Genomic DNA, 12,393 nt, shown 5'->3' with positions numbered 1-12,393 from the left:
TTTAGAGTAACTTTTAGCGCTTTGGGTCAATTATTGCTGATTTAAAAATTTAACACCTAAAAAAACTCGCGCTCGATCGAAAAAACTGCGTCCCCTTGAACTTGAAGGAGAAATGTAACTTCCTATCGCGGATTTTGGGTATGAGGCCACATTTGACGCGAAATTTTCTCACTGACCGTGCTTCTATACACTTTAGTCCGGTCTTCTCCCTTTAGTAATATCCTTACATATATTTTTCAATTTCCACTCAGAGTTTTGAAATTTTCTTCCCGACTGTAAGCTCATACATGCAGCGTGGAATTTGCTCTTCGTGTTAAAGTGTTGAATTTCACTAAGTGCTTGCTCAATTAATTTCTGTTTACTGTCTGGCATTTTTCCCGGATATCGCCGCGATAAAGTTGACACCGTATGTTTGTATCCACACAATTCTTTGAAGACTGGCTGGCAAGTGGTCCAACTCGCTTCCTCTTTGGCATGAGACTTTACTTCCTTCTTATCAGGAGGCGCTGTACATGCCTGCGTAAGAAACGCCATAGCCAAAAACATTACAGATAACTTTATAGGCAATTTGTCTTTCATGAAGGCCTCCCCTTGTTCGTTTAGCTCGTTGCCAACTCTAGAATAGTATTTCACTGCTTACACCTGTGATTTTAACAAAGGCGTCACGAGCCGTCCAATGGATTCATCTCGTAAAATCTGTATTTTCCTCCTTAGAGAGCAAGGGTCGTCTTTCCACACTGACGAGGTCCTAACAAAGCCGTGATAGGATGTATCTTAAAATTTTTTTCAATTCTCTCAAGAAAATCTTTTCTATCCAATAGGTTAGTCATTTTTCGCCTTATACATCCCCTTAAAAACTTAGAATTCTTCCTTGTAATCTCGAATTCACAATTCGAATTTACAAGGACAAATTCATTTGCTCCTATTGGGGACAAAAAAGAAAACTAAAACGCAAGCCCCCTAGGCGGCTTTTGCAATAGACTGTATTTCCTTAATCGATTTAAGCTTTCTAGCAGCAATGAAGGCAGCAATGGCAGCAATCGAAGCTGTAATGGTCATAACCACGGACATGGCCCCAACAAATGATTCATCAATATAAATCATCAACTGTGACAAAATGTCCGGTGAAAATTTGGCGATCCGAGAGAGCTCATAGTGAGTGCTAGACATTAACGAAGCCACAATCTGTTTTTGAGCCACCGATAAAGCAAGACCACTTTTTTGGATCAGAGCAAAAACATTACTCTTTCCTAACCAAATTAATATTTCCGTGTTCAGAACCACCGACAAAGCGTTTGCAAACATTCCAATTCCACAAAAAGCGCCAGAGGCCGTGCTAAGCTCATCTTTCTTCACAGACTTTAACATAATTGCGTTAATAGAGGAGATGCACAGGCCTAACCCAACCCCCAAAGGAATCAAGACACTAACCATATTCAGAACCGAACTGTAGGAAGTTAAACGTGCAAAGAAAATACTCGCAATACATAGGAGACACATGCCCAAGGTAATGGGTAAACGCCCTCCCCACTTATCGGTCATCGTCCCCCCAAAAGGCGACAGGGCTCCCATAGACAAGGTCATGGCCATAAACACCGTTCCAGCATAAGCAGGGGTATAGTTCAATATACTTTGCATATAAAGGCCCGAAATGAAGAGGGAGGTCGAAAATATGTATTGGAAGGAAATATAGAGGGATATACAAATCAAGAATGACTTATTGCGTAATAAATCTAAAGGAAGCAGCGGAGATTTTTGCTTTTGTTGATTTCGAACAAAGAGAAATATCAGAAAAGCACCCGCCGCTATGACACCCACAAAGGGAGCAGATGCGATCCCCCAGTCCGATGATTTGTTCAACCCAAACATTATCACGATAAGAGAGACAACAAGTAAAAACATTCCTGGAATATCCAGCTTTTCTCGCGTCTCCGGCTTTTGTTCTTTTTCGGTCACAGAATATAACACCGTCGCTGCAATAGCACATAAGGGTAGGTTGATGAAAAAGATCCACCGCCAACTAGAAACTTCTATAATAAACGCCCCAATGGTCGGGCCAAGGGCTAATCCTAAGCCAGCAGCCGCAGCAACCAGGCCAATTGCCATTCCCCGCTTAGCTATGGGAAAAGCCATAAAAACCATGGCATAAATAGTGGGGACAAACAAAGCAGCCCCCAGTCCCTGAAAAAACCGGCCCAGAATAGCGATCCAAATATTATCAGTCACACCAATCAAAAAAGAAGATCCTGCAAAAAAGAAAGCTCCCCAGAAAAAAACGTTTCTTTTTCCATAGATATCCGATAGACGGCCCGCTGGTATGACAAAGGCGCTCAACATAAGAACATAGCCACTTAGCATCCACTGAATCGTGTCTAAATCAGAGTGAGTCGCTTGCGAAATAGTAACGAGCGCAAGATTAACGGAGGTGAAGTCAAAGTTTAAAATGACTACCAAAAACGCAACCACTCCCAAAATTATCCAACTCCTTGGGGGAATTCCTTCCGTAATAGATTCTGTCATTTATCGCCTTGCCCGTATTAAATTATTTAATTATTGAAACAATTATCATAACACCTATGAAACTTCTAGAGAGAATTCGCCTTCTGTGCATGTAATTTGTTTGAATTTTTCTGTTTTTTTAGCCCCTTAAAGACAATCAGAGTCCCGATGGATGACAGAAAAGCACAAACCAGCATTGTACTGCCCATGGCACTGACAAATGACGCATTTATATGCGTCATAAGTTGTGTAAATATCTCTGGTGAAAACTCTGATAATTTTTTGATGTCATAGTGGGTGCTAGACATGACCGATTCAACAATTTTCAGCTGATCCCATGAAAGAGAAAGGCCACTGGATTGAATGGCTGAAAATACATCCTTTTTACCCCAACTCAACAATAACTCCGTACTTATCACAACGCCGAGGGAATTTGCAAAGGTTCCTATCATTGTAAATGTCCCAGAGCCAGTGCTGACTTCGTCTTCTTTAACTGACTTTAGCATCACGGTATTCAAGGCCGAGTTAACAACTCCGAACCCCAGGCCAAGAAAAACCAAAACGCCGACCAACTGATAAACAGAAGTACTTGGAGAAAAAGTCGAGAACAGGACAGAAGCAACGGCAATCACAGCCATCCCCCAGCCTATAGGAGCCCGCCCTCCAATTTTGTCTGTCAGCGTCCCCCCAAAGGGTGAAAGCACTCCCATTGTCAATGTCATGGCTATAAAGACAGTTCCTGCGTACATGGCCGAATATTCCAGGATACTTTGCATATAGAGTCCTAATAAAAAAAGCGCCGACGAAAAAGAGTAGGAAAAGGCTACATAGGCCGCAGAACACGTCGAAAAGGCTTTGTTGGCCAAAAGATCCATTGGAATAAGAGGAGACGACTTTTTTCTCTGTACCCGTATAAGAAGTAAAAACGAAACAGCGCTTAAAGCCATAACGCTCCAAAACGTCAAAGAAGTGGCTCCCCATTCAGATGATTTGTTGAGCCCAAACATTAGGCTCACTAAGCTGACAACCAAATATGCTGTTCCTTCTAAGTCCATTTTTTTACTTTTATCTCGCTTAGGATCCTTATTTGTGAGAGCAAAAATCACCCACGACACCATTGCCGATAGGGGGATATTGATGAAAAATATCCAACGCCAATTGGCAATCTCCATAATGAACGCACCATGAACGCACCTATGCTTGGCCCCAACGCAAGCCCCAAGCCAGCAGCTCCACTAACGATTCCAATAGCCATCCCCTGCTTTTCTCTGGGAAAAGAAATAAAAGTAAGAGCATATAAGTTGGGAATGATGAGAGCTGAACCAATGCCCTGTAAAAACCGGCCAAAAATGATCACACCAATATGGTTGGTGGCGCCTATAATAAGGGAAGAAACACTGAATATAATTGCGCCCCAAAGGAAAATACATCGCTTGCCATAAATGTCCGAAAGGCGCCCTCCTGGCAGTACGAACGCACTTAGCATCAGAATATACCCACTCAACAACCATTGAATGGTATCCAAATCAGTCTGTGCATCTTCGGAAATGGCAATCAATGCCAAGTTCACAGCCGTAAAATCCATACAGAGGATTATAACAAAAAGGGAAACGACCAAAAGCATCAGCCACGGCTTCATATCGTTAGTCGAGTGTGTCATAAATTGTACCTTCTAACTGTAAATGGTTCTTTTCTTATTGTTGATGAATTTCTATCATAGTTTATTCCTCTTAGCCAGGGAGAATTTACATCCCCCCTTCAATTCCTCCCAAAAGGATGCTAGAAATTCATCGTGTATTTTGGTGATAAATGACGAAGGGTAAAAATATATCATGGCCGGGCATTCCCAATTTAAGAACATCATGCATCGAAAAGGCGCTCAGGATGCCAAACGAGCCAAGCTATTTACAAAGATCATTCGAGAGCTAACAGTCGCTGCAAAAGAGGGAGGCCTTGATCCAGACGCGAACCCACGCCTTCGAACGGCTATTGGAACAGCGCGCAGCTCCAATATGCCCAAAGACACCATGGAACGCGCCATCAAGCGTGGTGCCGTCGGAGATGATGATACGATCTTTGAGGAAATTCGCTATGAAGGATACGGGCCTGGCGGTGTTGCGATCATCGTCGACGGTCTCACTGATAACCGCAACCGAACAGCCTCCGAAGTCAGATCCGCCTTTAACAAACACAACGGAAACTTAGGTGAAACCAATAGTGTGAGCTTTGGATTCGATCGCCTAGGACAAATTCGTTATCCTGCAAAAGTCGCGTCAGCCGATGAAATGTTTGAGACCGCCATTGAGGCGGGTGCCGAAGACGTGAATTCTACCGATGACAGTCACGAAATAATGTGCCCCAAAGAATCATTCGCCAAAACACGCGACTTTTTGGCCCAAAAATTTGGAGATCCGGAAAGTGCGGCCCTCTCTTGGGTTCCTCAAAACACCATAAAAGTTGACGCGGATACGGCACGCACTCTCTTAAAGCTGATTGACGCTTTAGAAGACAATGATGACATCCAAACTGTCTCCGCAAATTATGAAATGTCGGACGATGTGCTAAAAGAACTTACCTCCTAATGCGCATCCTTGGACTGGACCCAGGTCTCCGCATAACAGGCTGGGGCATTATTCAATGTGATGGAAATCGTCTTCGGCCAGTCTCCCATGGAACCGTATCCCCCCCTCCAACACTTTCAATGGCCGAGCGTCTTTCCTTTCTTCACGAGGGCCTCACAAAAGTAATACATGACTATGATCCGGACGAAGCTGCTGTTGAAGAAACTTTCGTGAACAAAAATCCCGTTTCCACCCTTAAGCTGGGCCAAGCAAGAGGCGTGGTCCTCCTGGTCCCTGCCCAAGCCAATCTCCCAGTGGCAGAATACGCCCCTAATCAGATCAAAAAAGCCGTCGTAGGATCGGGCCATGCCTCTAAAGAACAAATATCCCAAATGATAAAACACATCCTTCCCTTAGATGAGAAAGTACGATACGATGCGGCCGACGCATTCGCCGTCGCCATTTGTCATTACCATATGCGGGAAACACGGGCCAAATGGGGAACATAGTTTTAGAAAATAGAGGGGTCGAAACCGATGATTGCAAAACTTAAAGGCCTCATCGATACCCGCCTGGAAGACTCGATTATTATTGATGTCCAAGGAGTCGGCTATCAACTGTTTTGCTCCAACCAGACTCTGTCCCAGTTACCTGAAGTAGGTGAAGCCTGTGAAGTTCAAGTTGAAACCATCATGCGAGCGGAACAATTAACCTTATTCGGCTTTGCGACGCCGGAAGAAAAAGGCTGGTTCAAACTCCTTACCACCGTGCAAGGTGTTGGCGCTCGCGTTGGTCTGGCCTTACTAAGTGCCTTATCTGCTAATGACCTGACGAATGCGCTATTGGCTGAAGACAAAGCCATGATCACACGCGCCGATGGCGTCGGTCCCAAGCTCGCGGGGCGCATCGTTACCGAATTAAAAGATAAAGTGCCCCAATTCGGTGCCCCTGGCATTGTTCCATTTCCTTCGAAAGGAGGCGCCGAAGCAGCATCTCCTCTTGTGCGAACCAAAGATGAAGCCCTCTCTGCCTTAACCAATTTGGGATATCGTCGTGCAGAAGCCCATGACGTTTTGACACGAATTCTCCAATCACATGAAGGAGAACCCTCGGCAGAAGAACTGATTCGCGCCGCCTTGAAATTGCTCTCCACAGGGAGCGCCGCACTGTGAATATGCCGGACCGCCTTGTAGATCGTAATCCCACAGCTCAAGAGCAGACCGATCATGCCCTACGCCCACAGGACCTGGCGTCTTTTGTAGGACAGCGTCAAACCTGTGAAAACCTCAAAGTCTTTATCACTGCCGCAAAAGGACGAGGTGATGCCATGGATCATGTGCTCCTTCATGGGCCTCCTGGCTTGGGAAAAACCACCATGGCACAGATCATTGCTCATGAATTGGGCGTAGGGTTTCGAGCCACTTCGGGACCTGTTATTTCAAAGGCAGGGGATTTAGCGGCCTTATTGACAAACCTTCAACCAAAAGATGTTTTGTTCATCGATGAGATCCATCGCTTGAGTCCTGCTGTAGAAGAAATTCTGTATCCTGCCATGGAAGACTTTCAACTGGACTTGATCATTGGAGAAGGCCCATCAGCGCGCTCCATTCGCATTGATCTCCCTCCGTTCACATTAGTGGGCGCAACAACGCGATCTGGACTTATTACACGCCCTCTTCGAGAGAGATTTGGCATTCCTCTACGCCTGAATTTTTACGAAGTTCCAGAGCTGCAGCATATTGTTGATCGTCAAGCGAGCCTTGTGGACTTGGAATTAACCCGTGATGGTTCCCATGAAATTGCCAGCCGCTCACGGGGAACACCGCGTATTGCGGGGCGCCTATTGCGCCGGGTGCGCGACATTGCCACGGTTAAGGGCACCCTTCCCGTAGATAAACAAGCAGCCGATATGGCCTTGAGTCATCTTGATGTAGACGGCCGAGGTTTAGATGCCATGGATCGGCGCTATCTATCCTATATTGCCGAGACTTATGCTGGTGGCCCTGTAGGACTAGAAACATTGTCGGCCGCCCTGTCGGAACAAAAGGACGTGATCGAAGATGTCATTGAGCCATACCTGATTCAGGAAAGCTTTTTGCAACGCACCCCACGCGGACGCATGTTGACCCAGCAGGCATTTGCTTACTTGGGACTTGAGGCACCAGCTCGGGAGGGTCAATCTGACCTTTTCCAAGAGGACACTTAATGCCTGCTGAACAATTCTCCCCCCACCGCTTTCCCGTCCGAATCTATTTCGAAGACACAGATGCCGGCGGCATTGTTTACCACGGGAGCTATCTTCGATTTGCGGAACGAGCCCGGACAGAGTTCCTGCGCGCCCTGGGATTTGAGCAATCTTCCCTTATGAAAGAACAACAATGTGTTATTGTCCTGCGCTCGTGTAATATTGATTTTTTAAAGCCAGCACATCTTGACGATCTGCTAGAAATCCATACAACAGTAGATGAGATAAAAAATGCGAGTCTAATGATGGATCAACAGATTTACCGAGATCAAACACTTCTGACACAATTGTCAGTAAGGCTTGTATTTATCACGACCGATGGGCATCCCATACGCATTCCGGAAAATATTTTAACCCTTTTCAAACAACCCCTTAAACGAGGATAACTTATGCAAGGTTCAGATCTTACTGCCGCAGCCCTTAGTGGCACTTCTGCTATCGATTTTTCACTCTGGGGCATGATTTCCCAAGCCGATCCCGTCGTGAAAATCGTCATGCTGATTTTGTTATTGGCCTCTTTTTGGTCATGGAGCATCATTTTCAGCAAATTTTCTCGCCTAAGAACTCTGGCTCTCCAAGCGAGTACTTTTGAAGATCTATTCTGGTCTGGTGGCGCCCTTGACGATCTCTATGATCGCATTGCTCAAAAGCCCAAGAATCCTATGGAGTCGGTTTTTTGCGCCGCCATGCGTGAGTGGCGCCGCTCCCTTACCAAAGGAAAAGCCGCCACATCGGATTTACGAGCCACCATTCAGGATCGCATTGATCGCATTATGAATGTAACCGTTGGGCGAGAGATAGATGTCCTGGAAAGACGCATGGGTTTCTTGGCATCCATTGGCGCTACGGCCGTGTTCATCGGGCTCTTTGGAACAGTCTGGGGCATCATGCATAGCTTTCAGTCCATTGCACTCCAAAAAAACACCAACCTAGCCGTTGTGGCTCCTGGTATTGCCGAGGCACTGCTTGCAACAGCGTTCGGCCTCGTCGCCGCCATTCCTGCCGTTGTTGCCTATAATAAACTTTCCGCAGATATTAACCGGTATGGAAATCGGCTGGAATCTTTTTCCAGCGAGTTTGGCTCAATTATTTCCCGCCAATTGGAAGAGAGTGATAGTTAATCATGGCAATTTCCCTGGCTCAAAAATCTAGAAGAAATAAGCAAAGGGGGTTCGCTCCCATGAGCGAGATCAATGTAACGCCACTGGTGGATGTTATGTTGGTGCTCCTTATTATTTTCATGGTGACGGCTCCCTTGATGACGGTTGGCGTGCCAGTAGATCTTCCCAAGACAGATGCCGCGCGCCTCACAGATCAGGTGGAGCCGCTAACTGTTTCCATCGATAAGAAGGGAAAGATCTTCATTCAGGAAACGGAGACAGCCCTCGAGGATCTCTCTGCACGTCTGACAACGGTGACCCAAAACAATTTGGAGACCAAAATTTTCATTAGAGGGGACGAGACTCTGGAGTACGGACATATTATGGAGGTGATGGGTGCCATCAGTGCGGCAGGCTTTGCCAAAGTGGCCCTTCTTGCCGAGATCCCCATGGCACCAAAAAAGAAGTCCTCCTAAAAATGCCCATAGTGAATCCTCTTAAGAACTTTCTAAATTCCTTGACCATTAAGAATAGAGGATTTGTTTTTTCGGGAGCCTTTCACGTTATATTTATCGCGTTTCTCATTTTTGGTGTACCAGCTCTTCGGTCACCCTTTGATACCATCGATAGCCCCATTCCGGTAGAAGTGGTTCCTATTGGCAAGAAAACCCAGGCACCGCCCATACGCAAGAAAAAGGTCTTTGAAAAGAAGCCAGAGAAAAAGCCCGAACCCAAGCCTAAGCCCCCTCCTGCCCCCAAGCAAAAGCCCATCACCAAGGACGTCACGCCCACTCCTCAACAAAAACCAGAACGGCCAGACACAAAGCCTGATCCAAAGCCCAAGCCTCCTCAAAAAGAAAAAAAGCCTGAAGTAAAACAGCCACCGAAAAAGCCGGAGGAAAAGCCGTTCTTAAAGCAAAAGCAGGACGATCCTTTTGACAGTGTGATCAAGGCGGTAGAGGATCTTAAAAAGACGGAAGAGCCTCTGACCGAGGAAGCAAAAAAAAAACAAATTAACCGCGCCCCTGAAAAGGGAAACACAATCTCCATCAGCGAGATCGATGCCTTAAAACAGCAATTGATGCGGTGCTGGACACCACCCGTGGGGGTCAAAGGGGCAGAAACTATTGCCGTCAATATTCACTTGATCATGAGCCCCGAAGCAAAAGTCCTAGATGCCCAAATTGTTGATAAGAGCCGTTATCAAACTGACACCCAATACCGCGTCGCCGGAGATGCAGCCCTTCGCGCTGTCCGTCATCCCTCCTGCAGCCCCCTCAGGCTCCCTGCAGGCAAATATGCCTCCTGGCACAACTTTACGCTGCTCTTCGATCCAAAGCATATGTTTTAGGGTGATCCGGGAGATGATCCGATACATCACTAAATAAAAGCATAAGTTTTGGGGCTTGTGGACACATCACTAAATAAACGCTCCAAACAAGTTTTGGGGGATCACGCGTGATGGATGTGTTTTAGAAATGATTCGTTAATAGAATGGAGATCAACTCCAAGTTTTACCTAACGAACGCCCTAGGCACTAATCTTTGCCCGAAACTCCTTCGGCACCTCACCAGGCTCAATCTCCTGACTAGGATCGTATGAAGGCTCTTTCTTAAGCTGCTCTACCAAGTACTCACCCAAGGATGTGATGCGCTTAGAATTTTTGAGCTGACTCGGATAGATGTAGTAGAGATTAACCTTTTGTCCTTCATGCTCGGGGAAAACTTCAACTAAGTGCGAACCTTTTAATTTCAGAAAATCTCTATCCATTGCAACAACGCCCATATTATTTTCAGCTGCCGCAATTAATCCTACAGACGAGTTTACCTCAAAATAAGGAACCCTTGCCTTTCCAGGCTTAGCACCAAGTGTGAGCAACCAATTAACATTTCCAAAAGGTAACATCACCTCTTGTGGTAAACACACAATGCGATGTTCGTTCAGTTCCTCAAATGTTTTGGGAGTCCCAAATTTTGACAGGTATTCCTTACTCGCTACCACCTTTAAATGACATGTCTTCAGATATTGTTGAATAAGATCATGACGATGAGGAAGAAATGGTCTGATAGCAACGTCAGCAGATCTTTTCTCAATTTCTATATCCGTATCACAACCTATAATTTTTACCCTCATGTTTTTATACTTTTTGTAAAAACCAGGTAAATATTGTTGCAACCAGATATTTGCACAACCAGAAGTCGTAACCACACTTAATTTACCACGCGCCTCAAACTTAATGTCATCTATTTCGGTACGAGCAAGATCTGCAAGCGAGACTATGTTCTGTGCAGAAGAAAATAAAATTCTCCCCGATTCACTAAGTTCGACCCCCCTTTGATGTCTAGAAAAAAGACATGTCCCAAGATCTTCCTCCAGGAGGGAGATCGTCCTACTGACCGCCGACTGAGCAATATTTAACTTCTCAGCCGCTCGTGTTATACCCCCTTCTTGGGCTACACGGTAAAATACCTTAACCTTCTCTAAATCCATTTTTCTATTCTTTATGTTTGCCTACCTAAACTTCACCGATAACTGTAACACATTTTTCAGATTTTCAAATTCAATTTTACTAAAATTTTATGAACTCCTTGAATCTTAAATGTAATTAGTTTTTTCTTGTCTTCTTCATTTTCGGTCTTTCAGGGCCTCGATCATTATGGGATCCAAAGGGGATGGGTCTCCGGTCCCCGCGCCTACAAAGAACAGGGGCGCCTGATGAATCCCTTCCAATTTTAAAAATTGAGAGACTTCAGTATCTTTAAACACCCCCGTCAACCATGTGGAGAGTTTCAACCCAGTGGCACATAATTGAAAGGTTTGGGACAGATGTCCCACGTCCATCAACGCCACGCGATAGGCCCGAGAATGGGGGTATTTTCCCCACATTTTTTCAAAATAGGCCGTTAAAAATACCCCAAAGGAAAGATCTTTTGCAAAATATTGGCCCACCAAAAAGTCTACTAATTTATCACCGTAAGTACCTTTTTGAATCTCAGTCAAAGAATGGGTTTTCACATTGTAATGATAGAGCCCTGGAGTTATGCCTTCCACATTCAAAATGAGGACATAAGCCTCCGTGGGATGGAGTCCTCCCCCCGACGGGCTCGACTTTCGAATGCCCAATTCTTTTAACCCCAATTCCTTCAGGTGACTCCAGGGCCCGTGAATCAGGCCAAAACAGGAAAAAAGGAGAGTGCTGAGGGTGTTTAGAGGCGTCTTTTTGCCATCAAAGCACCGAGAGGTCATTCTGTTTTTTAAAACGCTTAACAAGGTAACATCATCGTATAGGGAAAAATCTGGGGCCGGAAGAGAGGTTACCTCCCCCTCTCTCTCCACAAAAAGAGAGCCACAATCGTTTTCCACTTTTTCACAATGATCTAAATAGAGGTGGGCCCATTCTTCATTACTGTTATAGCTCTCAGCCAAACTGAGATCGCTTGTCCCCATGTGAAATATCTTAGCAAGCTGGTCCCAACCCCACAATTTGTCTTCATATTCTTGCCTACTTAATAAATTGGCCTCTAATAATTCTTCATCTATGCTTGAAAAACAAAACTCCGAGTTTTGACCCCGTAACTGCAATCGATCAAAATATTCTTTGTTAAGCTCATACTGATTATGCGTTCCGTAATCCCAAACAACACAACCCTCTCCTCGGAATAGGCAGAACAAGTTCGGATTACGAAAAAGTTTCACAATGTTTTTGACCTAGTTACATTGCCATCATATCTGCTTTATAAAAAAAGTAATATATGTAGGCACACCACCACGATTTTCCAATTCGACTTTCTTCATAACTCTTCTCCTTAATTATTCGGAGGCAATTTTGAGGAGAAAATTCTTTTACAAGAGCAAATTGCAAAATTAGGTGAGTGAGTTAATTTTTGTTGTCTTTAAGAAGCGACAAACCAGACAAAAATACCAGGTCCTCCTGTTATTGGGGTTTAATAAGGAAAGATAAAAAGCCAAACTAATCTCAACAACAGAA

Annotated in this window: 14 protein-coding genes; 8 read left to right on the top strand and 6 right to left on the bottom strand. The window is 45.0% G+C overall.

Going from position 1 to position 12,393, the window contains the following annotated elements; genetic code table 11:
• Nucleotides 1–192 precede the first annotated feature (192 nt).
• The 4 genes from HOL16_00760 to HOL16_00745 form a co-directional block, all read right to left on the bottom strand.
• On the bottom strand, nucleotides 193–579 hold the full coding sequence (locus tag HOL16_00760) for a hypothetical protein (GenBank protein MBT5389228.1): 387 nt from the start codon (nucleotides 577–579) through the stop codon (nucleotides 193–195).
• Nucleotides 580–960: 381 nt separating this feature from the next.
• Nucleotides 961–2,520: an MFS transporter gene (locus HOL16_00755; protein ID MBT5389227.1), complete on the bottom strand. Its 1,560-nt coding sequence runs from the start codon at nucleotides 2,518–2,520 to the stop codon at nucleotides 961–963.
• 65 nt (nucleotides 2,521–2,585) lie between these two features.
• A complete protein-coding gene (locus HOL16_00750; GenBank protein ID MBT5389226.1) occupies nucleotides 2,586–3,671 on the bottom strand; it encodes an MFS transporter in 1,086 nt (361 codons plus the stop codon).
• Nucleotides 3,602–4,159 carry an MFS transporter gene (locus HOL16_00745; protein ID MBT5389225.1) on the bottom strand — a complete coding sequence of 186 codons (558 nt, stop codon included), beginning with the start codon at nucleotides 4,157–4,159 and terminating at the stop codon, nucleotides 3,602–3,604. Before HOL16_00745 ends, HOL16_00750 begins: the two co-directional genes overlap by 70 nt.
• Before the next feature lie 172 nt (nucleotides 4,160–4,331).
• Here HOL16_00745 and HOL16_00740 point away from each other — a divergent pair, with 172 nt between their 5' ends.
• From HOL16_00740 to HOL16_00705, 8 genes are read left to right on the top strand one after another with little or no spacing between them, the layout of a single operon-like run.
• Nucleotides 4,332–5,081, top strand: coding sequence for a YebC/PmpR family DNA-binding transcriptional regulator (locus tag HOL16_00740; GenBank protein MBT5389224.1), 750 nt, complete (start codon nucleotides 4,332–4,334; stop codon nucleotides 5,079–5,081).
• Entirely contained in the window at nucleotides 5,081–5,569 is a 489-nt protein-coding gene (gene ruvC, locus HOL16_00735; protein ID MBT5389223.1) for a crossover junction endodeoxyribonuclease RuvC, read from the top strand. Before HOL16_00740 ends, ruvC begins: the two co-directional genes overlap by 1 nt.
• Before the next feature lie 27 nt (nucleotides 5,570–5,596).
• Entirely contained in the window at nucleotides 5,597–6,232 is a 636-nt protein-coding gene (gene ruvA / locus HOL16_00730; GenBank protein MBT5389222.1) for a Holliday junction branch migration protein RuvA, read from the top strand.
• Between the two features lie 2 nt (nucleotides 6,233–6,234).
• Nucleotides 6,235–7,266 carry a Holliday junction branch migration DNA helicase RuvB gene (gene ruvB, locus HOL16_00725; protein MBT5389221.1) on the top strand — a complete coding sequence of 344 codons (1,032 nt, stop codon included), beginning with the start codon at nucleotides 6,235–6,237 and terminating at the stop codon, nucleotides 7,264–7,266.
• The gene (gene ybgC, locus HOL16_00720; protein ID MBT5389220.1) at nucleotides 7,266–7,691 is read left to right on the top strand and encodes a tol-pal system-associated acyl-CoA thioesterase; all 426 of its coding nucleotides are present in this window, start codon (nucleotides 7,266–7,268) and stop codon (nucleotides 7,689–7,691) included. The genes ruvB and ybgC overlap by 1 nt, the downstream gene beginning before the upstream one ends.
• A 3-nt stretch (nucleotides 7,692–7,694) precedes the next feature.
• Nucleotides 7,695–8,426 (top strand): protein TolQ, encoded by a 732-nt coding sequence (gene tolQ, locus HOL16_00715; protein ID MBT5389219.1) that lies wholly within the window; start codon nucleotides 7,695–7,697, stop codon nucleotides 8,424–8,426.
• Between the two features lie 2 nt (nucleotides 8,427–8,428).
• On the top strand, nucleotides 8,429–8,881 hold the full coding sequence (gene tolR / locus HOL16_00710; GenBank protein MBT5389218.1) for a protein TolR: 453 nt from the start codon (nucleotides 8,429–8,431) through the stop codon (nucleotides 8,879–8,881).
• 2 nt (nucleotides 8,882–8,883) lie between these two features.
• Entirely contained in the window at nucleotides 8,884–9,756 is an 873-nt protein-coding gene (locus HOL16_00705) for a hypothetical protein (GenBank protein MBT5389217.1), read from the top strand.
• Between the two features lie 179 nt (nucleotides 9,757–9,935).
• Here the strand turns inward: HOL16_00705 and HOL16_00700 are convergent, their stop codons facing one another.
• A complete protein-coding gene (locus HOL16_00700; protein ID MBT5389216.1) occupies nucleotides 9,936–10,895 on the bottom strand; it encodes a LysR family transcriptional regulator in 960 nt (319 codons plus the stop codon).
• A gap of 135 nt (nucleotides 10,896–11,030) precedes the next feature.
• Nucleotides 11,031–12,077 carry a SagB/ThcOx family dehydrogenase gene (locus HOL16_00695; GenBank protein MBT5389215.1) on the bottom strand — a complete coding sequence of 349 codons (1,047 nt, stop codon included), beginning with the start codon at nucleotides 12,075–12,077 and terminating at the stop codon, nucleotides 11,031–11,033.
• Between the last annotated feature and the right edge of the window lie 316 nt (nucleotides 12,078–12,393).

The organism is Alphaproteobacteria bacterium, from assembly GCA_018662925.1.
In the GTDB taxonomy this organism is placed as follows: domain Bacteria; phylum Pseudomonadota; class Alphaproteobacteria; order 16-39-46; family JABJFC01; genus JABJFC01.
This window is presented reverse-complemented; position numbering and strand designations above follow the sequence as displayed.

Coding starts and splice junctions, on each gene's coding strand:
- HOL16_00760 (MBT5389228.1), bottom strand. CDS start 579: ATGAAAGACAAATTGCCTATAAAGTTATCTGTAATGTTTTTGGCTATG.
- HOL16_00755 (MBT5389227.1), bottom strand. CDS start 2,520: ATGACAGAATCTATTACGGAAGGAATTCCCCCAAGGAGTTGGATAATT.
- HOL16_00750 (MBT5389226.1), bottom strand. CDS start 3,671: ATGGAGATTGCCAATTGGCGTTGGATATTTTTCATCAATATCCCCCTA.
- HOL16_00745 (MBT5389225.1), bottom strand. CDS start 4,159: ATGACACACTCGACTAACGATATGAAGCCGTGGCTGATGCTTTTGGTC.
- HOL16_00740 (MBT5389224.1), top strand. CDS start 4,332: ATGGCCGGGCATTCCCAATTTAAGAACATCATGCATCGAAAAGGCGCT.
- ruvC (MBT5389223.1), top strand. CDS start 5,081: ATGCGCATCCTTGGACTGGACCCAGGTCTCCGCATAACAGGCTGGGGC.
- ruvA (MBT5389222.1), top strand. CDS start 5,597: ATGATTGCAAAACTTAAAGGCCTCATCGATACCCGCCTGGAAGACTCG.
- ruvB (MBT5389221.1), top strand. CDS start 6,235: ATGCCGGACCGCCTTGTAGATCGTAATCCCACAGCTCAAGAGCAGACC.
- ybgC (MBT5389220.1), top strand. CDS start 7,266: ATGCCTGCTGAACAATTCTCCCCCCACCGCTTTCCCGTCCGAATCTAT.
- tolQ (MBT5389219.1), top strand. CDS start 7,695: ATGCAAGGTTCAGATCTTACTGCCGCAGCCCTTAGTGGCACTTCTGCT.
- tolR (MBT5389218.1), top strand. CDS start 8,429: ATGGCAATTTCCCTGGCTCAAAAATCTAGAAGAAATAAGCAAAGGGGG.
- HOL16_00705 (MBT5389217.1), top strand. CDS start 8,884: ATGCCCATAGTGAATCCTCTTAAGAACTTTCTAAATTCCTTGACCATT.
- HOL16_00700 (MBT5389216.1), bottom strand. CDS start 10,895: ATGGATTTAGAGAAGGTTAAGGTATTTTACCGTGTAGCCCAAGAAGGG.